This window comes from Vallitalea pronyensis (assembly GCF_018141445.1).
GTDB lineage: Bacteria > Bacillota > Clostridia > Lachnospirales > Vallitaleaceae > Vallitalea > Vallitalea pronyensis.
Genome location: NZ_CP058649.1, coordinates 2,847,588 through 2,871,057, shown reverse-complemented (window position 1 = coordinate 2,871,057; position 23,470 = coordinate 2,847,588). Strand labels below are relative to the sequence as shown.

Genomic DNA, 23,470 nt, shown 5'->3' with positions numbered 1-23,470 from the left:
ACAGTTCTAATAAATGGTATTTTTACGATAAGCTATTATACTCATCATAAAAAATGTTATTGCAAATGTCAAGAGAACAGCATAGTTGTTAAAGATTTTGCTGGTATCATAATGGATGAGTAGGTCTCTAGCCCCATCCATTACCCAAGTTGTGGGAACAAACTTAGCCACTTTTTGTAAACCATCAGACATCATAGCCGGATCAAAATACCCTCCCCCAATCATCACCAGTGGGGTTGCACTAAATAAAATAACACCATAGGCGATTATCTCTCGCTTTACCATGGATACAATGAGCATACTAAAGGTCATGGCTACGACTGCAAAAAGAGATATAAGTATTAATGTATAACTTAGCTCATCAAAGTGAAAACCCATTATCCCTATATAAACGCCAAAGATAAATAGGATTTGAATCATAGCAATGGTAATAAAACTTAGTAGATTTTCCGCCATGTATCTCATCTTTGACATATTGGATGTCATGATACGTAAGATGGTTTTTTTCTCTTTATCAATGAGGAGTAATGCGGTTGTTACGACGGACATGAATAATATAAACTGTAACATCATACCAATGGCTGCAACAGCTTCTTCAGGGGATTTTTTATATTGGGTCTCTTGATGAACCCTGAAATAAGCCTTTTGGTTATCCAAACGATGGTATACATCATCCTTATTACTTGCGTTTGCAATGGTTTGCTGTATATTATCCATATAGTTATTGATATATATTCTAACCGGTTGAATCTTTCCAGAATCGATAAAGTAATGTTCGTTTATATGCACTTCTTCTCCTTGTAACAAACGCTCTGTAAAGCCTTCCTCTATGGTGATGGCATAATCCAAAGCACCTATAATTAATAAATCGTTGATGGTATCTTCCTTTTGCTCCACTATGCTGTTATGCTTGCTTAGTGCTTTGATTAAATCCCTTGTTACTTTAGTCTGATCATCATCCGTTACTGCCATCTTCACTGTGATTTCGTTACTATCACTTAAGAATAGTACACAAAATAAAAGGGGTAGAACAAAAATAATAAAAAGCCTAGCCTTGTTTGTGAATAAACGTTTTATATTGTTCTTATAAACAACCATAATTTTCCCTCCTATTCCATCCATATACCATACAAAATGAAACGAAGATAACCAATAATATAATGATTAAAGCAACCATGGATTCTATCATTAAACCATGACTTCCTTGATAGATGGTCCCATACAACAGGTTTTTTGCATGGACATTTGGGGACATGTAAGACAATATCCCAGTGGTTGGGTCTGGTCCAAATGCTCCTGATAACTTAGAAAAAATAATTTGAAAGATAATCATGATGCCAATAGAAACACTTATTGATTTCGATACTAAGCCTACAAACATACCTAGGCCTGTCACAATGGTCACGTGTAAAAGAATGGCTATTGCTATGATGCCATAATTTCCAGACCAATTGGCACCAAATAGAAAGGCTGAAAGCCCAATAATCATCACCGCTATTGTAAACAAATAACAGATGTTCGCTGCTAATCTGGCAATCATGATACGTATTTCTGTGACAGGAGAACTTTTAAGACGTATATAGGTATTTTTGTCTACATCTTCAAGCATTGAAAACACACCTACTATGCCCCCTAATACCAACATCTGCAAAAGCGTTTGTACACAGTAATAATCAATACCTATGGGTGTACCCCCATGGCTTTGCTCTTTCACTAACATACTTTTTGGGTTCTCCTTCTCCCATTGTTCTCCCCTAATATGGGCATTAAGCTTAAAATTAGATGTTTCAGCAAAGGTTGATACAATGCTTCCCATTGGAGACAAAGGGTTAATGGAATAGATCGTCAATACATTTTGACTCCCCTCCTTAACAGCATGTATAAATGTCTCAAACTTCCTATCTTCAATGCCTTGTAACCCTTCTTCTATGTTTTCCATGTTCATGACATGAAACACATCACCAAATGTTTCGTCCTCCATTAACTGGTCCAACATTTCACCATAATGACCATCTAATGCATTCAGCAATGCAATTTTTTCATGGTATATAACTCCTGTCTCTTGTCTTTCTTCCAAAGCATTACCAATAACATAGATTAATACTAAGGTTAATAGAATTAAAAAAAACGTAAATGGTACCATTCGCATATTCCTTTTTAATGTTAATCGAAACACAGCAAACATAAGTCTCCCCCCTAATCTCTTAATGTTCTTCCTGTCAACGTTAAAAAAACATCCTCAAGACTGGATTGCTTCATGTGAATACCCTCAATGGACCCTCCACTTGCTTGCACGGTGGCAACAATGGCTTCAATATTTTTGTGTTGGGAGATAATGGTCAATATATGATGATCCATCGTCACTTCTTTAATACCACCTATTTTTTTAATGGCTTCAACAAGGGTATAATTAGACGCCGATAATTCAATCTGTATAGTATGATCATCCGAAATCATATTTTTTAACTGATGAAGGGTACCTCCTACGATGATTTTCCCTTTATCCATGATTTCTACGTGATGACACAGGGCTTCTACCTCTTCCATATAATGAGTTGTATAGATAATGGTTGTTCCCTGCTGATTAAGGTAACGAACAGATTCTAGTATATGATTTCTAGATTGAGGGTCAACACCCACTGTTGGTTCATCCATAATGATAAGCCGAGGCCGATGAGCAATTGCACAAGCAATATTTAATCTTCTTTTCATACCACCTGAGAATTTTTTGGGTTTATCTTTTCGCCTATCCCATAAGTTGGTAAACATCATGGCTTGTTTTACTTGCTCTTTGAGCTCATTGCCTCGAAAACCAAATAAGGATGCAAAAAAAGAAACATTATCGTAGGCACTAATATCATAATAGACGGATAATTCTTGGGGTACGATACCAATATATTTTTTTAATGCTTTCAAGTGTTTTCTCATGTCTTTTCCAAATAACTGAACATGACCGGAATCATAAGGTATAATGGACGATATGGTGTTGATAAATGTGGATTTACCAGCTCCATTAGGTCCTAACAAACCAATAATCTTACCTTCCTCTATGTTCACGTTTACATGATCAAGAGCAATATCTTGACCATATCGCTTAATTAAATCATGGGTTTCTACCACATACATCACGTTCATTCCTTTCTTATATTAACTATGCCATAACTACGCAAACTTCTATATGTCATAAACATCGCAAAAACCAAACACTTTAACGAAGACATATTAGGTTATAATGACATTATAAAAAAAGTATCTCCCTCTTGGTAGTGAGGAAAATACTTTTTTACACATGACAATTGTCATATCTCTTCTATTGTTCTATAGCCATTCAATTATATTTGCTCTTATACAAGTCATACAAATGATTATCTAAATAATCATAGCCTAACTAAGAAATTGATTATTTATAGTAATTTAGCTGTTTCACGAGCAATCATCATCTCTTCATCCGTTGGAATAACAAGTGTACGTACTCTTGCGTCTTCATGAGAGAAATCTCTTTCAATACTGCGACACTTGTTGGCTTCTTCGTCTACATTGACGCCTAAGAATGTAAGATAAGAACAGATTTCACTTCTAACTGCGCCATTGTTTTCACCAAGACCAGCCGTAAATACAACGGCATCTATGCCATTCATAGCAGCAGCATAAGCACCCACATATTTTGCTACACGATAGCAGAATACATTCATGGTTAATGCTGCTTTTTTGTCCCCCTGTGCTATGGCATTCTCTAAATCTCTAAAGTCACTGGAGATTTCAGAAATACCAAGAACACCCGACTCTTTATTTAAAACGGATGTTACTTCTTCCAGGGTTTTATTTTCTTTTTCTGCTAGGAATTGAAGAATGGCTGGATCAATGTCACCAGAACGTGTACCCATTACAAGACCTTCAAGAGGTGTTAGACCCATACTTGTGTCAACAGACTTGCCACCATCAACAGCGCATACACTGGCACCATTACCTAAGTGACATACGACAATTTTCATGTCCTTTATATCCCGATTAAGGAATTCTGCTGCACGATAAGCCACATATTTGTGAGACGTACCATGGAAACCGTATCTTCTTAATTTATATTTTCTATAATATGCATAAGGTAAAGCATATAGATATGATTTTTTAGGCATGGTTTGATGGAAAGCTGTATCGAATACACCTACCATTGGGATATTTGGCATGATTTGCTTACATGCATCAATACCAATTAAGTTTGCTGGGTTATGTAAAGGTGCTAAGTCTGAACATGTTTTAACAGCTTCAATAACCTCATCTGTAATCACTGTTGAGCTAGCAAATTCTTCACCACCGTGCACAATACGATGACCCACTGCATTAATTGCATCCATACTGTCAATAACACCATGTTCTTTGGACACGAGTGCATCAATCACATACTGTACTGCATTCTTGTGGTCTGGCATATCCCCTTTGATAATAACAGCCTCTTTACCAATAGGTGTATGTTTAATCTGTGAATCATTGATACCGATTCGCTCACAGATACCTTTTGCCAATACTTTCTTTTCCTCCATATTAATTAATTGATACTTAAGTGATGAACTTCCACAGTTTAATACTAAAATATTCAATTTCCTTGTCTCCTCTGCCATTTTATTGTTACTTGACTTACTATTCAAGTAACGTTTTATATCTACTTCTACTACGGATAATTAACTAACGCCATTTCATGTACGATTACACATGTGATTTACAGATTATTGATTCTGAGCTTGTACCGCTGTTATCGCAACAACACCTACAATATCTTCTGCTGTACAGCCTCTTGACAAGTCATTAACAGGCTTAGCAATACCTTGCGTTACTGGACCATAAGCATCCGCTTTTGCTAGTCTTTGTGTTAATTTATAACCAATATTACCTGCATCAAGGTCTGGAAAAACAAGAACATTAACTTTTCCAGCTACTTTACTTTCGGGAGCCTTAGAAGCACCTACACTTGGTACAATTGCAGCATCTAATTGAAATTCGCCATCTAATTTCACATCAGGGTTCTGCTCTTTTGCTAAACGTGTAGCTTCCAGTACTTTATCCACATCAGGGTGTTTTGCACTTCCTTTTGTAGAATGGGACAGCATGCCAACTACGGCTTCTTCAGCCACTAGATTTTCAAATGATTTGGCTGAACTTAATGCAATAGATGCTAATTCTTCTGCATTTGGATTCTGGACTAAACCACAGTCGGAGAATATGAATGTGCCATTAGCACCATAGGTACAGTCAGGTACAACCATAACAAAGAATGACGATACCAGTTTCGTACCTGGAGCAGTTTTTAAAATCTGTAAGGATGGACGAAGCACGTTAGCCGTTGAATGAATGGCACCTGCTACCATACCATCTGCCATACCGTCTTTTACCATCATCACACCCAAATAAAGAGGGTCCGATTTAAGAATATCTTCTGCTTTTTCTCTTGTCATCCCTTTCTTGCTACGCAGTTCTACTAATAAATCAATGTAAGCATTCATTTTTTCAAAGGACATGGGATCAACAAAAATAGCCTTAGAAATCTCCAGACCTTCTCCTGCTTTCTCAATGTCCTCTTTGTTGCCAACTAAGATGACATCCGCAATATCTTCTTTGATAATCTGTGCTGTAGCTTCTAAGGTTCTTCTTTCTAAGGACTCAGGTAATACAATTGTTTTTTTTGCTTGTCTTGCTCTTTCCTTAATGCTGTTTATAAAACTCAACTTAATAATCTCCTTTCAAAACCTCAACAAAAATAATCTAGGTGGTATAAACTTTCCTCTTTAACTCTATTATAATATCAATGTTTATTGTATACAATGTTTTTTTTAATTTTTTTAATATTTTTTTTGCTTTTTTTACTATTTTTGTCAAAAACCTTTTATGTTATTACGGTTTTTCATTTATCCCTTGATTAAATAGATATTATACTTTAATATTAAGTCATACATGGTGAGATTGTGCATCAATCCCGAATTTTTTTATAGATAGTAGGTGTTATATATTGAGTACAGTTGGCATTATTGCTGAATATAATCCTTTTCATAACGGTCATCAGTATCAATTGGAAGAAGCTAAACGCATCACAGGTGCGGACCAATGTGTCATCATTATGAGCGGTCATTTTGTACAACGTGGGCAGCCTGCGCTTGTTGATAAATGGACGAGAACAAAAATGGCACTTTCATGCGGTGCGGACCTGGTCATTGAACTCCCCGTACACTTTTCAACTTCCAGTGCTGAGTTCTTTGCTTATGCATCTGTAAAAGTATTACATGATCTTGGCATGGTTGATTGCCTATGTTTTGGCAGTGAAATAGGTGACCCCCATATTCTTGGGCAGATAGCGTCTATCTTATGCCATGAACCACCACTTTTTAAGGAAAAGTTAAACCAATTCCTCCAACAAGGAAATAGCTTTGTAACAGCTAGAGCAAATGCACTTATTCATTATCTCACTCATCAAGAAGACTTAGATATAGACAAAGATACATTGATTGACTTAATTGGCTCACCTAATAATATACTGGGCATCGAGTACTTAAAAGCCTTGCAAAAACTCCGTAGTCCCATTAAACCATATACCATTAAACGTATCGGCTCATCTTATCATGCAGATGATCTTCAGATGTGTTTATCCTCTGCAACAGCAATACGACAATCATTAGTAAATCAACCTGACATTAGCCATCTTACCCATTGTATGCCCAAAAAAGCTTTAAGGTATTTGGCAGAAGCCATTGATGGATGTATTGCTCCTATGGATTATGATGATTTTTCTACAATGATGAATTATCAATTAAAAAATGCCACATCCAGCTTGCTTGAATCCTATATGGATGTTAGTGAAGGTATTGAAAACCGATTTAAAAAAGCAGTTAGTTGTTATCAGCCCATTAGCTATATCGTTGATTATACCCGTACCAAGCGTTATCCTATATCCAGGATTCAACGGACCTTGTTGCATATTTTATTAGGCCTTACCAAAAAAGATTTCCAAGCATTTGTGGATAGAGGTTATGTGCAATACATTAAGCTTCTTGGTTTTAAGAAAAATAATGGGGATTTACTCAAGCGATTAAAACGTCATGCCACATTACCCATTATATCCAATGTAGCTGATAGTATCCCTTCTCTTGATAATCTTCAGCTGCGGATGTTAGAAGATGAAATGAAAGCGACTGACCTCTATAATATTGCACTGGGTAACAAATACGGCACATCCATTAAAACCGACTATACCCAACCTGTTATTATTTTATAGCGCTTAGTCATGGACCTGTTCTAAAAAAACTTACAGTTCAATATACTTGTATTAATAATGCCAATAGAAAAGGTCCTCTTATGAAAAGAAAAATAACCAAAAACTTTATGATTAACCTCCTTCTCATCCTTTTATTATGCCTTGTCCTTCTTATGCCAAAGTCATCTATGAAAGCTGCTGAAGAAGGTTTATTATTGTGGTTCAATGTGATGATTCCTACATTATTTCCTTTTATACTCTTATCCAATTTGATCATTAATTCCAACATTATCTACTATATTAATATCTTTTTAACGCCTATTATGCGTAGAATTTTCGGTCTACCTGGTGTAGCCGGTTATGCTTTTGTAACAGGTCTTTTATCTGGTTTTCCTGTTGGTGCAAAGATTACTGCTGATCTATTAAAAAAGGGGGCTGTTACGTTACCACAAGCTCAATACATGCTTACTTTCTGCAATAATGCTAGTCCCATGTTCATCATAGGCTTTATCGCCACAGGCTTGTTTGGTCGAGCAGCCATAGGCATCCTCATGCTCATGGTCATCTATACTGCCAATATAATAACCGCCTGTATTTATCGTATTGTTTATGCTAAGGCATTATCCCATAACCATCATGAAGGCTCAGCAAAACATACTAGTCGAAAAATTACTTTTTCCATATTCGATGAGAGTATCATGAATGCTATTACCCTTATTGTAAAAATTGGAGGCTATATTATTTTTTTCTCCATTATCATGAACTGCCTCAAGTTAATTCCTATTCAAGGTCATATTCTTAAAGATTTTACCTTTGGTTTGATGGAGTTAGCCAATGGTACCAAGCTCTTAGTAAGTGCATCTGCCACTTTGCCCGTAAGATTTGTATTATTATCCACTTTGGTTGCTTTTGGAACTTTTTCTGTTCATGCCCAAACAGCCAGCGTTATTCATGACACAGACTTACACATAAAACCCTATATCATGGCAAAATTAATAAATGCTGTAATAACATTTATCACAGCATTTCTATTCATACCATTATTATAGAGCATAGCTATTATGCACTTAGCTGCTTTTTCTTTTGACTTTCCTATCTTGCAGGTCTTGACGGTTATTCAAAAGCATCTCCACTTGTCCATTCATAAAAGCTTCCATTTGTTGATAGGCACTTTGGGTTTCTATCATGGTAGCTCGTGCTGCTTCCTCAATCTTAACTAATATTTCATCAGCATATTCGTAAGCACCTAATTTTAACTCTCGTGATGTATTTTTTGCTTCCGTTAAGATCGTTTCCGCTTCTGAATAAGCTTGCTGCATGATTTCATGTTCGTTAACCATCTCAAGCATTTTGTTTTCTGTTTCTTTTTCCACATTAAGGGCATGCTGCTTTGCTTCCATGATGATTTTATCTTTTTCATCAAGGACTCTTTGACATCTTTTTATCTCTTCAGGAATTTTAAGACGCATATCGGTGATTAACTCATAGATGACTTCAGGATTAACCATGATCTTGCTGGAAAAAGGTACCTTGTTACAACTTTCAAAATAATCTTCCATTTCATTTATTAAATCCATGATACTACTCATTCTTGTTCCCCCTCCTATTATGCTTAGCACATTATTGTTTTTTTATTGTCAATACGTTTTACTGAAATTTTCTTTTCATATACTCAATGGTTTTTTCTGGTACCATGTTGCTGATATCGCCACCATACATGGCTACTTCTTTCACCACACTTGCACTTAAGAAGGAGTATTCTACCCGGGTAATGAGGCATATGGTTTCAACACTGTTGTCCAAACTATAATTTGTTTGAGCTATTTGTAATTCATATTCAAAATCAGATACAGCTCGAAAGCCTCTTACAATGATCTCAGCGTTTTTTTCCTTGAGAAAATCCACTAATAAACCTGAAAAACTATCCACTTCTACATTGCCCATATCTTCCGTTAGCTCTTTTAACAAATTAACTCTTTCTTCAATGGTGAATAATGGATTTTTTGCACGATTATGCAAGACCCCCACAATCAGCTTATCCACTAATTTAGCACTTCTTTTAATGATATCTAAATGACCCAAAGTAGCAGGGTCAAAACTTCCAGGATAAACACCAATTTTCATATCTGTCACCTCTATTTAACAATCTATTACATGATGAAAGGTTCATCCAATGAACGTAAATTTATTTGTTTTAAAATACTTTTCTTTTAAAATCATACAAGATAAATCATCAACGAAATCCATTGAGGTATCAATAGCACTTTCACAGATGATCATACCACCCTCATTTAATAATCCATAAGATACAATAAGAGGTATAACACGACTTTCCCATCCATGGTTATAGGGAGGATCCATAAATATGATATCAAATGTTTGCTGACGTTTATTAAATTGTTCCAAAGCTTTAACAACATGCATACTGCATATGTCTGCTGCTTCTATTAACATGGTCTTATTAAGATTTTCCTTAATACATGTGAGTGCTGCCTTATGCTCATCCACAAATACTGCATGTTTTGCACCTCTGCTTAACGCTTCTATGCCAATAGCACCACTACCACTGAATAAATCTAAAAAGTCACAATCGTACACATCATGTTGAATCATATTGAATAATGTTTCTTTTGTACGATCGGTTGTCGGTCTTACTTGAAGCCCTTCTGGTGATACCAATGGTCTCCTTCTAGCCTTTCCAGCTATTACTCTCATGCTGTATTCCTTTCTATACACAAGCTTTGAAAATAAATTGTACATTCTTATTTTATCGTATTAAGCATAATTGTCAATAAGAATTCTGTCTTATGGTCATGAATTCAAGAAAAAACAAAAAGAATGACATAGTTTAAGAGGGTATCCCAGCCAAAGGCTTATAGGACACCCTCTTTATTAGCGATTACGAAATCGCTTCTTAGTCTCATTGATTGATTATTGACCCATTAAACTGTGTTCTGCTCTCTCGATCATTTTTTTAACCATGTATCCACCAACTGATCCGTTTTGAGCAGATGTTAAGTCACCATTGTATCCTTGTTTTAAAGGTACACCAATTTCGTTTGCTACTTCATATTTGAATTTTTCTAATGCTTCTCTTGCTTGTGGAACTACGTTTTTAGCCATTACTAGACCCTCCAATTTTTACAATGTTGTTTTCTTTGACCCTTCGAAGGTTGTTTAATTAGGTTACGCTATTATTATGTGTAATCCTACGGTTATTACACTAGAAAATAATGCCTGTATAACTAAACTTTACTACTTCATAAAGGCCATCTATAACTTCTGTGTTATCAAAAACAGCATAACGAAATGGTATTATAATGCAATTTGTTTCACATGATGGCTAAAATATTTTTTTATTTTATCATGAAGATATCGGTACTCTTCTTCCTCCAAGGTTTGCTTGTGGTTTAAAATATCCTTTGCAAGTGTATTGGTATCTTTTAGAATATCTATATCTCTAAAAATATCTGCAATCTGAAATTCAGGAAGTCCATGTTGCTTTCTACCAAACACATCACCTGGACCTCGTAATTTTAAGTCATACTCCGATATAATAAAACCATCCGTATGTTCACACATGATCTTCATTCTTTTTTTGGTCACTTGATTTTTAGAATCTGAAATAAGCACACAGTAGGATTGATGCTTACCACGACCCACTCGTCCTCTTAGCTGATGTAACCCTGCCAAACCAAATCTTTCAGCATTTTCAATAATCATTAATGTTGCATTAGGCACATTAACACCAACTTCGATCACCGTGGTGGAAACCAACAGGTCGATTTTATGCTCACTAAATTTTTCCATTATTTCATTTTTAAGCTGAGGTTTCATTTTGCCATGTAAATAGTCAATGCGTATGTTTTTATCCAATTTTTTACGAATCTTGTCCGTGTATGCTATAACCGATTCAAGCTCCAAGGTTTCCGATTCTTCTACCATAGGGCAAATAATATACACTTGCCTTCCTTTATTAATTTCTCCTTCTATGAACGTATATATACGGTCACGATAGGATGTATTTACTGTATAAGTTTCAATTTTTTGCCTGCCTGGTGGCATCTCATCGATGATGGATACATCCATATCACCATATACAATCAGTGCTAAAGTCCGAGGAATAGGTGTTGCACTCATAACAAGTACATGAGGATGGTGACCTTTTCCGGCTAAGACTTCTCGCTGTTTAACACCAAAACGATGCTGTTCATCCGTAATGACCATGCCTAGATTTTTAAAATTAACTTTTTCTTGGATAAGTGCATGGGTGCCAATCACAACCTGAACGCTGCCTGTTTCAATGGCTTCATATACTTTTTCTTTGTTTTTTTTTGTCGTAGAGCCTACTAATAAGACCACATGTATACCCAGTGGGTCCAAAAGTTCTGTAACAGAAGCATAATGCTGTTTTGCCAAAACTTCTGTGGGTGCCATCATACAAGCCTGATACCCATGGTCAACAGCTGCTAATAACGCTAATGTAGCAATAACTGTTTTACCCGATCCTACATCACCTTGCACCAATCGATTCATGGTAATGGGTGACTGTATATCCTGTTTAATTTCCTGCCAAACTTTTTTTTGAGCATTGGTTAAGGTGTAAGGCAAAGCATTAAGTAAATCCTTTTCTTTTTTTATCTCACCCATTACATACATGTTAGGCAACTCATGACTATGGGATTTAATAAGATGAAGACCTAATGCAAACAATAAGAACTCATCAAAAACTAATCGCTTCCTTGCCACCTCTAGAGCTTCCATATCATCCGGTTCGTGAATCTGATGGATGGCATAGTTATATTCTGCTAGAGCATAGGTTGTCCTAATAGACTCGGGCAAAAAATCTTTTAATTGTCCCTTTGTATAGGTTAACGCCTGCTTAATAGCACCACTTATAAATTTCATGGATATATCCTTTGTTAATGGATAGATAGGCTTTAAACAGTTGACACGCTCTTCATAAGCATCTACTTCTATAATGTTTGGTGATAGTATCTGTACCATATTGTACTTATATTCTACTTTTCCTTTGAAAATAAAGTGATCACCAGCTTTTAACTTGTTTTTAAGATACGGCTGAGAGAACCATATGGCAAATATCTCGCCACTATGATCCCTTATTTTTGTTTTTGTGATGGTCATGTTACGCTTTTTAATATTTTGCGTATGCATACAGATGGTACCACGAATAACGTTCATCTCATGGATACGGCTGTCAGCAATAGCTGTTATCGGCATGTTTTTCTCATAGTCTCTTGGATAATGATGCAACAAATCATTAATGGAGCTAATAGCCATGACCTGTAATGCACGACTTTTTTTCTCCCCTATACCTTTTAACATGGTGACTGGTAAATTCAAATTCATCATAACGCCGCCTTTATTCGCTTATTCTACAAGAGGCTATCTCATCAAAGCATGATAGATGGCTAGAGGCTTTCTCAGAAGATTATCCTATAACGCTAACACTGCTTTCATGAGATAGCCCCTACTCAACGACTATCTTTAAACAAAAGAAATTCTTTTATTCAACGGATAAAATATAATAATAAAGTGGTTGACCACCATAATGCACTTCTACATCACAATCCTCAAAATGCTCTTCGATGAATTCACCTAGCTCATCCGCTTTATCTTCATTCACCTCTTCACCATAATAAATGGTGACAAGTTCACTATCTTCATCAATTAATTGATGAATAAGTTCTCTTGCTGCAAGATCTAAATCTTTCTCAACTGTAAGAATCTTATCGTTTCCAATGCCTAGAATATCGCCTTCTTTTATATCTTTATTATCCACGCTTGTATCCCGTACAGCAAATGTGAGCTGTCCTGTGGATACATACCCCATGGCATCTTCCATGTTCTTAGTATTCTCCTCAATACCTTTTTCATGCTCAAAGCTGATCATAGCGGATATACCTTGTGGGATTGTTTTGGAAGGAATCACAATAATATGCTTATCTTCACACAAGTGTTTTGCTTGTTCAGCGGCTAAAATAATGTTTTTATTATTGGGTAAAATATAGACATTCTCTGCATGTACTTGGCTAATGGCATTCAAAACATCCTCCGTGCTTGGGTTCATGGTTTGCCCACCTTGAATAATATAATCTGCACCAAGTCCTTTAAATATGTCATTTAATCCTTCACCAATAGAAACGGCAACAAACCCAACTTTTTTTTGTCCTGCTTGCTGGCCTGCTGATTCTACCTGTTCCGTACTCTGAGTTTCCATGATTATTTTGGATGTGTGCTGCTCACGCATGTTATCAATTTTAATGTTAACCAATTCCCCAAGCTCCAGGGCTTTTTGAAGAGCTAATCCAGGATTATCTGTATGTACGTGAACTTTGATAATATCTTCGTCTGTAACGACTACAATGGAATCACCCAGCGTTTCAAGGTAATCTCTTAACTGAAAACCATTTTCTTCTGATGCTTCAGGTTGCTTAGCATTGATAATAAATTCCGTACAATAACCAAATGTGATATCTTCTGTGGCAATCTTAGCCAAATGAGAAACATCCATTTCTTCTGACACACTATCTTCCACATCAAAATCTAATTCTTTCCCTACTTGTAATGATTTTAGAGCCCCTTCCAAGATGTAGATAAACCCTTGTCCGCCAGCATCAACGACACCAGCTTGTTTTAAAACATCCAGCATATCCGGCGTCTTATCCAGTACTTCTTTTGCATAATGAATGCTTTCACTTATGACAAACTCAACATCATCAGAATCCACTGCTAACATAGCAGCCCGCTCAGCTGTTTCTCTTGCCACTGTTAAGATTGTACCTTCTTTTGGCTTCATCACTGCCCGGTAGGCTGTATCGGACCCTTGTTGTAATGCTTTTGCTAAAATTAGCGTATCTATTTTATCATGGTTGCTAATCACCTTAGCAAATCCTCTTAATAATTGTGATAAGATGACACCAGAGTTACCTCTAGCTCCTCTTAATGAACCTGTAGATATGGCCTTAGCTACAGCTTTCATATCATGGTCGTTGGCATTTTTTACTTCTTTAGCTGCTGCCAATATGGTTAAAGACATGTTTGTACCTGTATCACCATCTGGAACCGGAAAAACATTCAGTTTATCCACATATTTTTTATTTGACTCTAAATACTTTGCCCCAGAAACAAACATTCTTTTTAAAGTACTTGACTCAATATATTCTATAGCCACAACTTTTCCTCCTTAATATAGTAACCGTTCCTTCGCAAGCTTAATCAACACGTACGCCCTCTACGTAGATATTGATTTTACCGACTTCCATACCGGTAAATTTCTCTAGTTTGTATTTCACATTGCTAATCAAATTATCTGCAACGGCTCTTATATTAATACCATATTCAATGATGACATGAAAATCTATAGTGATGTTCTTACCATATACATCAACTTTTATACCTTTTGATAAACTCTCACGTTTTAGTAGTCGTGCAAATCCATTTGTTACATTAATGGATGCCATCCCCACGATGCCGTAACACTCAATAGCAGTATATCCAGCAACCTTAGCAATGACATCATTGTCAATGCTAACCTCACCAATATTTGTTCCCATTCTACCAGCCATGATTTAGACCTCCTTTTTATTCTCTAGACGACTTGTTACTATTCCTATCTAAAACAAGCGTTCATACCCTTATTAATAATCTATCCATTATTTAAACTATTTTACAATAACTTCTTATTTTTTTTATCTACTTTATAGAAATTTACGGCTCTATTATTATGTATTATACCATTTTTCCTCTAGATTTTAAAATCTTTTTTTGGGTTTTCTTAAATTATTATAATCTAATGCTTGCATTATGTCCACTTTTTTGTTAAAATTGTTTTGTTGTGAACATGTACGTATGATTAAGGAGGTGCAAGTATGGCTAGATGTGATATTTGTGATAAAAGTGTTCAATTTGGAATTCAAGTAAGCCATTCCCATAAAAGAGCAAATAAAATGTGGAAACCAAACATAAGAAGAGTTAGAGCAATTGTTAATGGTCAACCAAAAAGACTTCATGTTTGTTCTAAATGTTTAAAATCAGGTGCGGTAGAACGCGCATAAAACAATCCCCATTTGTTTGGGGATTATTTTTTTATCTATCCAAAGTGGCTTATAGCCACTTTTTTAGTTACGATTATCCTAAAACCAAAGACCGGCCTATTCAACATCGTTTTAATAGTATTAACCCAATACATAAAAAGGTCAGTGAAAGAATAACACCAATTGCCCCCTTTGGTAATATGGATATAAGTAACATGCCAAAAGCTACGCATATAAGGATTAATCCTGCTAATCGTGGTCGTAAAAACATTTCTTTCACCCATTACAATAATATAAGTATCATTACATTATATGAATAAAACCATGGAATCATGCTATGATCCATGTAAACTTATTGAATATTTAATAGCCTCTACCTGAAAACTAATTATCACCATCTCTAAGTTAATGTTTTTATGTCTATCCAAAATGCCTAGATTCTGTATACTATATTATAAATCCCGTGATTGAATAACAACCAATATACCCTCTTGAAGTGTAACGGCACCTACTTGATTTAATATTTCATTACTAATCCCTACAGAAATTCCTTGTACCATGGTATAGTCATGCAGAGGATATTTCATATCATGGGTGGTAATGCCTTCCACCTTACTGGTAAGGGGTATAAGGGAAACATAGGGATAATGCCCTTTGTTTAACTGAATATGCTCATTGGCAAGACTAATGATATTACTTTCATCAATCATCCTACATAGTATGCCCTGCTCTAAAGGCAACTTCATAATATGGATATTAGCTAACGTGTGATCCATACGGCTTCCAATACCACCTATCATATCAATTCGTGTACTCCCAAGCTTTATAGCCTCTAAAAGTGCCAGATGGGTATCGGTTTCATCTTTTTCTACTGGAAAACAGTGTACCTCTATATCTTTTATATGCTCATAATATGCCACCACATCGCTACTGGCTGAATCAAAGTCACCTAACACCATATCCGGCTTAATACCAGCTTTATACGCATACTCTGCCCCTTTATCAACACCCATGCAAAAATCATACACATGCTCTTTATAAAACCCTTTCAAAAAATCTATATTAACTGTCCCACCTGTTATAATCAATGTTCGCATTTCATACTCCTTATCCTTGTAATCCACAAGTCATCCGCCAAGTTTTATACCTAAACCTATCCCTAAACCTTTTGCACTAGACCCCATCTATCCTATCCCCAGAACAAAAGAGGCTACGCCTCGTTCCGCAAAGCGGATTTGTCCGTTAGGAAAGTTTCCTTGACGCATATGAAAACGTTTCTATTTCATATGCTAAATTCATAGTACTTTCCTATAAGAAGAACAAAGCGACTACGTCGCGTCTTGCAAAGCAAGTTGTTGCGTTAGGAAAGTTTCATTTACGCATATGAAAACGCTTCTACTTCGATATGCTAAATTCAGAAGACTTTCCTATAAGAATAAAAAGCTGCTTCATATCCCCATCATATGAAACAGCCTTCATACATCTATTAAAACGGCTACTTATTCAGCAGCATCTCTAAAAGCCTTAATTCGCTTTTCCACATCATCGCAATTAAAAATGGCTGATCCAGCGACAATCACATTCGCTCCAGCATCTACGATGGACTTTACATTATCAAGGGTTACGCCACCATCCACTTCAATGTCACATGTAAGTCCTCTACCACAGATGACATCTCTTAAGGCGTTGATCTTATGAAGTGCTGATGGTATAAATGCTTGTCCGCCAAATCCAGGATTAACAGACATAACAAGAACCATATCAAGCTGGTCAATGACATATTCAATGACGCTAATGGGTGTGGCTGGATTTAATGAAACCCCTGCTTTTATACCATAACTCTTGATAAGGGATACAACACGATGCAGATGCTTGCAAGCCTCAGCATGAACGGTAATGATATCTGCCCCTGCATTCTTAAAAGCCTCAATATAACGACTTGGCTCTTCGATCATCAGGTGCACATCAAAAACCTTATCCGTATACTCACGAACACGCTTAATGACAGGTACACCTAACGATATATTCGGTACGAACATACCATCCATTACATCGATATGAATATAGTCACAACCTGCTTGATCAATCATCTGAATGTCTTGTCCAAGATTAGCAAAATCAGCTGATAGTATGGAAGGTGCTAATTTAATCATGTTACCATCTCCTTATGTCCTTTAATTCTTCATATAGTAAGGTATAACTATTATAACGTGATTCACTAATTTCACCATCTTGCACTGCTTTTTTGACAGCACATTTTGGTTCACTGATGTGATTACAACCACCAAATTTACATCCATCTTTATAACGTTGAAATTCTATAAAATAGTCTTTTAATTCCTCTTTTTCCATATCTTCTATAAACAAGGAACTGAATCCAGGTGTATCCACCACATAACTGTCTTTGTGAAAGGCCAATAAGGACGCATGTCGTGTTGTATGCTTGCCCCGCTTAATCTTATGGCTGACTTCTCCTGTCTCAAGAATCTCTTCTGATTGAATGAGGTTTAATATGGACGATTTGCCAACCCCTGATGGACCAGCAAAAACCGTGGTTTTGTTAAATAAAATATCTTTTAGAGGCGATATACCAATCTCTTCCACAGCGCTGGTTAGCATGATATGGTACCCTGTGTTGCTGTATACATCTTTGATGGCATTTACGTCCTCTTTGCTTAATGTATCAATCTTATTAAAGCAAATGATAGGGTTCACTTCTTGTCGCTGTGCCATGACCAAAAAACGATCGAGTAAATTAAAACTGGGTTTAGGATTCTCTACAGCAAATACAATAACGGCTTGATCAATATTGGCTACAGTTGGTCGAACTAAACTGTTCTTTCTAGGTAAGATTTCAAGAACATTTCCTAGTTTTTCTTTCTCATCTAGTACAGCTATCTTCACATTATCACCAATATAAGGTTTGATTTTTTGATTCCTAAAAATCCCCCGCGCTTTACATTCATAGACACCTTTGTCCGGTACGTGTATATAATAAAATCCTGCGATACCTTTAACGATCTTTCCTATCATTCACCAACCTCCTTGGTAAAAATAAATGTTTCTTCGTATTGAAATACGTCATCAAGGTATGCTTTTAACACAGCTTCACCTTCGCCTGTAACCATTACACTCAGTGGAAAATCTTCATATTTGACTAATTTTTTAAAGACAACATTTTCCTCACCTTTATTCACAAGAACCAATTTTACATGACCTTCCGTCTGACCTGTCGCAAGTAAATCCGGTACACTTAGTGTTTCGATATAAGTAATCTTTCTACCTAAACTAATGACCACATCAATTTCATAGTCTTCTTTAACCATTTCATCTTCTTTGACATTCTGACTAATGATAATCCCTTTTGGTATGGTATCGTGATGTGTATAGGTTGTGGCACCGATTTCTAAGTTTCTACTATTTAAATTACTCTCTGCTTTGCTGAGCGTTAAGCCTTCAATTTTTGGAACCCGTACCTCAATTTCTTTTTTACCATTACTCACGTAAATGGTCACCAATTCATTTTTTCTAAGCTTTGTATTACCTATTGGGCTTTGCCTAATAACATTACCTGTTTCAACAATATCATGATCTTCCGTAATGATTTTCGATTTTAAATTTTCTTTACGAATCCTATCCTGAGCTGTGGTGAACTTAAAGTTCGTTACATCAGGAACGGTACACATTGGCGGACCCTTGCTGACAACAAGGGAAACCACCTCATTCTTATCCACTAAAGTGTCCTTTTGAGGTTCTTGCTCAATGATTTCATTAAGGGCATATTGATCATCATAGCGTTCTTCCTTGATAAACTTGCCCAACATATGCTCTTCTAATATCTCTTCTGCCTCTTTAATATCATACCCTTGTAATGCTGGGACACTTATCTTTTTAGGTGGTGCAATTTTATCTTTTAATCCATTATATAGTAAAAAGGATACAATGGAGACGAATACGATGGCAGAGATGATACCCATGAATACAACAACCTTTTCTATCATGGATTTGGGTTTATCCGTTGTCTCTCTTCTTTTTTCTTTTTGTTTTTCTTCTTCACTCCATATTTTCTCCATGTCATGGTCCGACATAAAAAGAGTAGGTGCATCGTCGTCCACCCCACGTATATTAACAAAATTCTCTTCTGGTGTCAGATTTGCTTTTTTCAGGTCACTCATCAATTCTGCTGCACTGGAATACCTGAACTCTGCTTTTTTGAGGGTTGCTTTTATGATAATGGATTCAAGACATTTACCTATTTCATCATTTTTTTCACTTGGTTTTGGCAAGTCTTCATGAATATGTTGTAATGCTACAGAAACAGGGCTCTCTGCTTGATAAGGCAACGTTCCTGTAGCCATCTCATACATGGTTATACCTAGGGAATATAGATCGCTTTTTTCATCGCTAAAACCACCTCTCGCTTGTTCTGGTGAAATATAATGAACAGACCCACTTGCATTAGAGGGTACGACAATGGTTGTATCTGTGGATACTCTAGCGATACCAAAATCAGCAACTTTTGCAATACCATCTTTTGTAATGATGATATTTTGTGGTTTGATATCTCTATGTATGATATGGTTGTCATGAGCATGCTCCAATGCAGAAGCAATGGATGCAGCAATCTTAATTGTTTCAGTATCGGATAATGGCGCATTATTTTTTATATACTCTTTGAGGGTGATACCCTCTAATAACTCCATCACAATATAATAGATTTTTTTATCATTTCCTACATCGTATATGTTCACAATATTATGATGGGATAGGCTAGCAGCAGATTGTGCTTCCACTTTGAACCGTCGAACAAATTCTTCATCTGTACAGAATTCATCACGAAGAACTTTTACAGCTACAAAACGCTCTAACTTATTACATTTTGCTTTATAGACAATGGACATACCGCCTGATCCAATTTTTTCAATGATTTCATAACGACCACTTAAAATTACGCCTGGTTGCAACATCTGGTTTCACCTCATTCCCCTTTTATAAGAACAGCTGCTATGTTATCTGTTCCTCCGTTATTCAATGCCAGTTCTATGAGCTCATCAAGTTTATCCTCTAATGTCTGATTCGATTCTACAACACGTAGAATTTTATCATCTTCTAGCATATTGGTCAAACCGTCCGAGCACATCAATATAAATTCGTCATTGGAAACATTCAGTGTAAATATATCACATTCAACATGTTCGTCAACCCCAACAGCCCTGGTAATAATATTTTTATTAGGATGATTCCGCTCTTCTCCTCTTGTGAGTTCACCGCATTTAATCATTTCTTCTACTAAGGAGTGATCTTCAGTAATCTGAGCAATGGTATCGTTAATTAAATATAATCGACTGTCGCCAACATTGGCCACATGAAGACAATTATCTTTAATGGAGCTTACAATAAAAGTCGTACCCATTCCATGGTAACTTTCATTGGATAATGATTTTTTGTAGATAAAATCATTTATGTAATGTATGCCTGACGTAAAAGCATCTTTTACATGTTCGTGGTGATGTGTCTTGGTATAATTCAAGAATTCTTCCACAGCACACAGTGAAGCATATTCGCCTGCTTTATGTCCTCCCATCCCATCAGCAATAATATATAGGTTGGGGAGGTTGCCAACTGCTTCATTAGAAATATAAAAACTATCCTGATTAATACTTCTAATTTTCCCTTTATGGGTCCTTCCAATAGCTTTCATAGGGCCTCCTATTTAATCGGTTTCATTTTTATTTTGATTTTTGTCATGTGTATAAGTTCGTCTTAATTGGCCACACGCTGCATTAATATCGCTTCCAAGTTCACGTCTAATGGTGGCATTAATGTGTCTTTTTTCTAATAGATGTTTGAATGCTTGTATGGTATCCAAACTGCTATGTCGATAATCTCTTTCCTCAATGGTATTAACAGGAATAAGATTCACATGACATAAGATACCTTGTAACACACCAGCTAACGCCATGGCACATTCTTTTGAATCATTAACACCTTTTATCAAGCTGTATTCAAAGGTTATTCGTCGCTTCGTTTTATGGACATAATCCTTACAAGCTTGAATAAGCTTATCATAATCATACTGACTTGCTATGGGCATCATGGTTTTTCTTATGGTTTGATTCGGTGCATGTAAGGATATGGCTAGTGTAATCTTCAAATCTTCCTCTGCTAAATCATAGATTCTATCTATTATACCACAAGTTGAAACGGTTATGTTCCGTTGACTAATCCCCATGCCTTCATTGCTGGTGACAAGACGTATAAAAGATACTAATGCATCATAATTGTCTAAGGGTTCGCCTGTCCCCATGATGACAATATTGGATAGCCGTTTACCGCTTAGTTGGTTAATGGCATATACTTGACCAAGCATCTCAGATGCATGTAACTGCCTTTCTAAGCCTCCAATGGTTGATGCACAAAAACGGCATCCCATACGACACCCAACTTGGGATGATATGCAGACAGAATTCCCATGTTTATATGTCATAAAAACACTTTCAACCACATGACCATCATGTAATTTTAGAAGATACTTGATGGTACCATCTTGTGACACGAATTGTCTAATGGCCTGTAATGGAATGAGTGCACATTGTTCTTCTAATTTATGTTGTAAAGCCTGAGCGATATTTGTCATTGCCTGAAAAGAAGTCACCCTCTTTTCATGTAACCAACTGTATATCTGCTTAGCTCTAAATTTCTTCTCATTCATTGAAACCAATAGGGTTTCAAGTTCACTTAGTGATAGGGATAATATATCCACTTTACCACCTAATCGCTGCATATTCTCATTCATATAAGTCTACCGCTCTCTTTTTTAACTTGGCTATAAAAAAGCCGTCTGTATGGTGAAATCCAGGCAATAATTGAATCATGCCACGTTCATCTTCCTCTAAAGGTTCTGGTAATTCATCTTGTATGGGTACAAGATCAAATGGATAATTGCGGGTAAACCATGTTACATTATTCTGATTCTCTTCTGGATTAACGGTACATGTACTATACATCAGTATGCCTTCTGGTTTTACATACTGCTGTACCACTTTTAATATGTCTTTTTGTAGACACACTAATTCCTTGATACCTTCTTCATGTATGTTATAGCGTATATCGGGTTTTTTACGTATGATACCAAGCCCGGAACATGGTGCATCTACCAGTACAATATCTGCCTGACCAACCATATCCTTATCAATCTCTAATGCATTATACGCTTGTATCTCTACATTTTTCAAGTGTAATCTTTTAACATTTTCTTCAAGTAGTTCTAATTTCTTAGGGTATATATCCCTTGCTAGGACCTGTCCTGTATTACCCATTAATTCGGCAACATGGGTGCTTTTTCCTCCAGGAGCAGCGCATACATCCATAATCCGTTGTCCATTTTTAGGACTGGCAAGATGCCCAACAAGCATGGAACTTTCGTCTTGCACTGAGAATTTCCCTTCTTTAAAAGCCTGTACAGCTCTTAAGTGGTCATAATCTTTAATATGAAGCGCATCGTCCAAGAGATAACCCTGTTCCACTGTAATGTTCTCGGCTTCCAGCTCTTTTTTTAGTGCATAGGCTGTTGTACGTGTTGTATTACATCGAATGGTTGTATCCACTGTTTTGTTACTATTCTCGCACATCTCTTTGACCGTATCATAAGGATAGTGTTTTAACCAAAGTCTGATTAACCATTCAGGAAAGGAATACATGATGGATAGATACTGGATGGGATCATGGACCTCTTTGGGGTAAACAACCTCATCAAGCTTTCTTCCAATAGTCCTTAAAACACCGTTAACAAAACCTGATAATGGATGAAATTTCCTTTTTTTCGTAAGTTTTACGGCTTCATTACAAATAGCTGATATTGGTACTTTATCCATATACTTTATTTGATATACGGCTAATCGAAGAATATATAGAATTATTTTTTTCATCTTAGGTGTCTTGGTTTTGGAAAATTGATTAATGATATAATCAAGGGTGATACAGTGTTCAACGGTTCCCTCAACTAATCGCGTAATAAAAGCTCTATCCTGTTTGGATAATCCCTTGTGCATCTTAAAATAGTGATCAATGGCTACATGGGTATATGCCTGATCCTGGAAAATACTTTGTAATATGGTAAGGGCTATATTTCTTGTATTCACTTGTGTCTTAAGCTGATTTTGATTTGCCATAGTAT

General features: G+C 36.2%; 23 protein-coding genes. 4 read left to right on the top strand and 19 right to left on the bottom strand.

Going from position 1 to position 23,470, the window contains the following annotated elements; genetic code table 11:
- Positions 1 to 6: 6 nt before the first annotated feature.
- From HZI73_RS11880 to pta, 5 genes are all read right to left on the bottom strand, one after another.
- On the bottom strand, positions 7 to 1,098 hold the full coding sequence (locus tag HZI73_RS11880) for an ABC transporter permease (protein ID WP_212698438.1): 1,092 nt from the start codon (positions 1,096 to 1,098) through the stop codon (positions 7 to 9).
- Positions 1,085 to 2,185 (bottom strand): ABC transporter permease, encoded by a 1,101-nt coding sequence (locus tag HZI73_RS11875; protein ID WP_212698437.1) that lies wholly within the window; start codon positions 2,183 to 2,185, stop codon positions 1,085 to 1,087. Before HZI73_RS11875 ends, HZI73_RS11880 begins: the two co-directional genes overlap by 14 nt.
- Before the next feature lie 11 nt (positions 2,186 to 2,196).
- Positions 2,197 to 3,135: an ABC transporter ATP-binding protein gene (locus HZI73_RS11870; protein ID WP_212698436.1), complete on the bottom strand. Its 939-nt coding sequence runs from the start codon at positions 3,133 to 3,135 to the stop codon at positions 2,197 to 2,199.
- Positions 3,136 to 3,404: 269 nt separating this feature from the next.
- Positions 3,405 to 4,595, bottom strand: coding sequence for an acetate/propionate family kinase (locus HZI73_RS11865; RefSeq protein WP_246552486.1), 1,191 nt, complete (start codon positions 4,593 to 4,595; stop codon positions 3,405 to 3,407).
- A 126-nt stretch (positions 4,596 to 4,721) separates the two neighbouring features.
- Positions 4,722 to 5,717, bottom strand: coding sequence for a phosphate acetyltransferase (gene pta / locus HZI73_RS11860; protein WP_212698435.1), 996 nt, complete (start codon positions 5,715 to 5,717; stop codon positions 4,722 to 4,724).
- A 281-nt stretch (positions 5,718 to 5,998) separates the two neighbouring features.
- Here pta and HZI73_RS11855 point away from each other — a divergent pair, with 281 nt between their 5' ends.
- The gene (locus tag HZI73_RS11855; protein WP_212698434.1) at positions 5,999 to 7,258 is read left to right on the top strand and encodes a nucleotidyltransferase; all 1,260 of its coding nucleotides are present in this window, start codon (positions 5,999 to 6,001) and stop codon (positions 7,256 to 7,258) included.
- An 80-nt stretch (positions 7,259 to 7,338) separates the two neighbouring features.
- Positions 7,339 to 8,286, top strand: coding sequence for a hypothetical protein (locus tag HZI73_RS11850; protein WP_212698433.1), 948 nt, complete (start codon positions 7,339 to 7,341; stop codon positions 8,284 to 8,286).
- A gap of 18 nt (positions 8,287 to 8,304) precedes the next feature.
- On the opposite strand, the gene HZI73_RS11845 is transcribed toward HZI73_RS11850, so the two are convergent.
- The 7 genes from HZI73_RS11845 to HZI73_RS11815 all read right to left on the bottom strand — a co-directional run bounded on the left by HZI73_RS11845 (position 8,305) and on the right by HZI73_RS11815 (position 14,826).
- Positions 8,305 to 8,826, bottom strand: coding sequence for an ATPase (locus HZI73_RS11845; protein ID WP_212698432.1), 522 nt, complete (start codon positions 8,824 to 8,826; stop codon positions 8,305 to 8,307).
- A 58-nt stretch (positions 8,827 to 8,884) separates the two neighbouring features.
- The gene (gene coaD, locus HZI73_RS11840) at positions 8,885 to 9,361 is read right to left on the bottom strand and encodes a pantetheine-phosphate adenylyltransferase (RefSeq protein WP_212698431.1); all 477 of its coding nucleotides are present in this window, start codon (positions 9,359 to 9,361) and stop codon (positions 8,885 to 8,887) included.
- 42 nt (positions 9,362 to 9,403) lie between these two features.
- Positions 9,404 to 9,997, bottom strand: a complete 594-nt coding sequence (gene rsmD, locus HZI73_RS11835; RefSeq protein ID WP_212698430.1) for a 16S rRNA (guanine(966)-N(2))-methyltransferase RsmD — start codon at positions 9,995 to 9,997, stop codon at positions 9,404 to 9,406.
- Between the two features lie 171 nt (positions 9,998 to 10,168).
- The gene (locus HZI73_RS11830; RefSeq protein WP_212698429.1) at positions 10,169 to 10,360 is read right to left on the bottom strand and encodes an alpha/beta-type small acid-soluble spore protein; all 192 of its coding nucleotides are present in this window, start codon (positions 10,358 to 10,360) and stop codon (positions 10,169 to 10,171) included.
- A 192-nt stretch (positions 10,361 to 10,552) separates the two neighbouring features.
- On the bottom strand, positions 10,553 to 12,610 hold the full coding sequence (gene recG, locus HZI73_RS11825; protein ID WP_212698428.1) for an ATP-dependent DNA helicase RecG: 2,058 nt from the start codon (positions 12,608 to 12,610) through the stop codon (positions 10,553 to 10,555).
- Positions 12,611 to 12,764: 154 nt separating this feature from the next.
- Positions 12,765 to 14,432 (bottom strand): DAK2 domain-containing protein, encoded by a 1,668-nt coding sequence (locus HZI73_RS11820; RefSeq protein ID WP_212698427.1) that lies wholly within the window; start codon positions 14,430 to 14,432, stop codon positions 12,765 to 12,767.
- A 40-nt stretch (positions 14,433 to 14,472) separates the two neighbouring features.
- Positions 14,473 to 14,826: an Asp23/Gls24 family envelope stress response protein gene (locus HZI73_RS11815; protein WP_212698426.1), complete on the bottom strand. Its 354-nt coding sequence runs from the start codon at positions 14,824 to 14,826 to the stop codon at positions 14,473 to 14,475.
- A 303-nt stretch (positions 14,827 to 15,129) separates the two neighbouring features.
- Between HZI73_RS11815 and rpmB the strand changes: the two genes are divergently transcribed.
- Both rpmB and HZI73_RS11805 read left to right on the top strand, forming a co-directional pair.
- The gene (rpmB, locus tag HZI73_RS11810; protein ID WP_212698425.1) at positions 15,130 to 15,315 is read left to right on the top strand and encodes a 50S ribosomal protein L28; all 186 of its coding nucleotides are present in this window, start codon (positions 15,130 to 15,132) and stop codon (positions 15,313 to 15,315) included.
- Entirely contained in the window at positions 15,282 to 15,614 is a 333-nt protein-coding gene (locus tag HZI73_RS11805; RefSeq protein ID WP_212698424.1) for a hypothetical protein, read from the top strand. Before rpmB ends, HZI73_RS11805 begins: the two co-directional genes overlap by 34 nt.
- Before the next feature lie 132 nt (positions 15,615 to 15,746).
- Here HZI73_RS11805 and HZI73_RS11800 read toward each other — a convergent pair whose 3' ends face one another.
- From HZI73_RS11800 to rsmB, 7 genes are all read right to left on the bottom strand, one after another.
- Positions 15,747 to 16,391 (bottom strand): thiamine diphosphokinase, encoded by a 645-nt coding sequence (locus tag HZI73_RS11800; RefSeq protein ID WP_212698423.1) that lies wholly within the window; start codon positions 16,389 to 16,391, stop codon positions 15,747 to 15,749.
- A 402-nt stretch (positions 16,392 to 16,793) separates the two neighbouring features.
- Positions 16,794 to 17,447, bottom strand: coding sequence for a ribulose-phosphate 3-epimerase (gene rpe, locus HZI73_RS11795; RefSeq protein ID WP_212698422.1), 654 nt, complete (start codon positions 17,445 to 17,447; stop codon positions 16,794 to 16,796).
- Between the two features lies 1 nt (position 17,448).
- Positions 17,449 to 18,327 carry a ribosome small subunit-dependent GTPase A gene (gene rsgA / locus HZI73_RS11790; RefSeq protein ID WP_212698421.1) on the bottom strand — a complete coding sequence of 293 codons (879 nt, stop codon included), beginning with the start codon at positions 18,325 to 18,327 and terminating at the stop codon, positions 17,449 to 17,451.
- Entirely contained in the window at positions 18,324 to 20,261 is a 1,938-nt protein-coding gene (gene pknB / locus HZI73_RS11785) for a Stk1 family PASTA domain-containing Ser/Thr kinase (RefSeq protein WP_212698420.1), read from the bottom strand. Before pknB ends, rsgA begins: the two co-directional genes overlap by 4 nt.
- A gap of 11 nt (positions 20,262 to 20,272) precedes the next feature.
- Positions 20,273 to 20,995, bottom strand: coding sequence for a Stp1/IreP family PP2C-type Ser/Thr phosphatase (locus HZI73_RS11780; RefSeq protein WP_212698419.1), 723 nt, complete (start codon positions 20,993 to 20,995; stop codon positions 20,273 to 20,275).
- A 12-nt stretch (positions 20,996 to 21,007) separates the two neighbouring features.
- The gene (gene rlmN / locus HZI73_RS11775) at positions 21,008 to 22,090 is read right to left on the bottom strand and encodes a 23S rRNA (adenine(2503)-C(2))-methyltransferase RlmN (protein ID WP_246552481.1); all 1,083 of its coding nucleotides are present in this window, start codon (positions 22,088 to 22,090) and stop codon (positions 21,008 to 21,010) included.
- Positions 22,083 to 23,465: a 16S rRNA (cytosine(967)-C(5))-methyltransferase RsmB gene (gene rsmB / locus HZI73_RS11770; RefSeq protein ID WP_212698418.1), complete on the bottom strand. Its 1,383-nt coding sequence runs from the start codon at positions 23,463 to 23,465 to the stop codon at positions 22,083 to 22,085. The genes rlmN and rsmB overlap by 8 nt, the downstream gene beginning before the upstream one ends.
- Positions 23,466 to 23,470 lie beyond the last annotated feature (5 nt).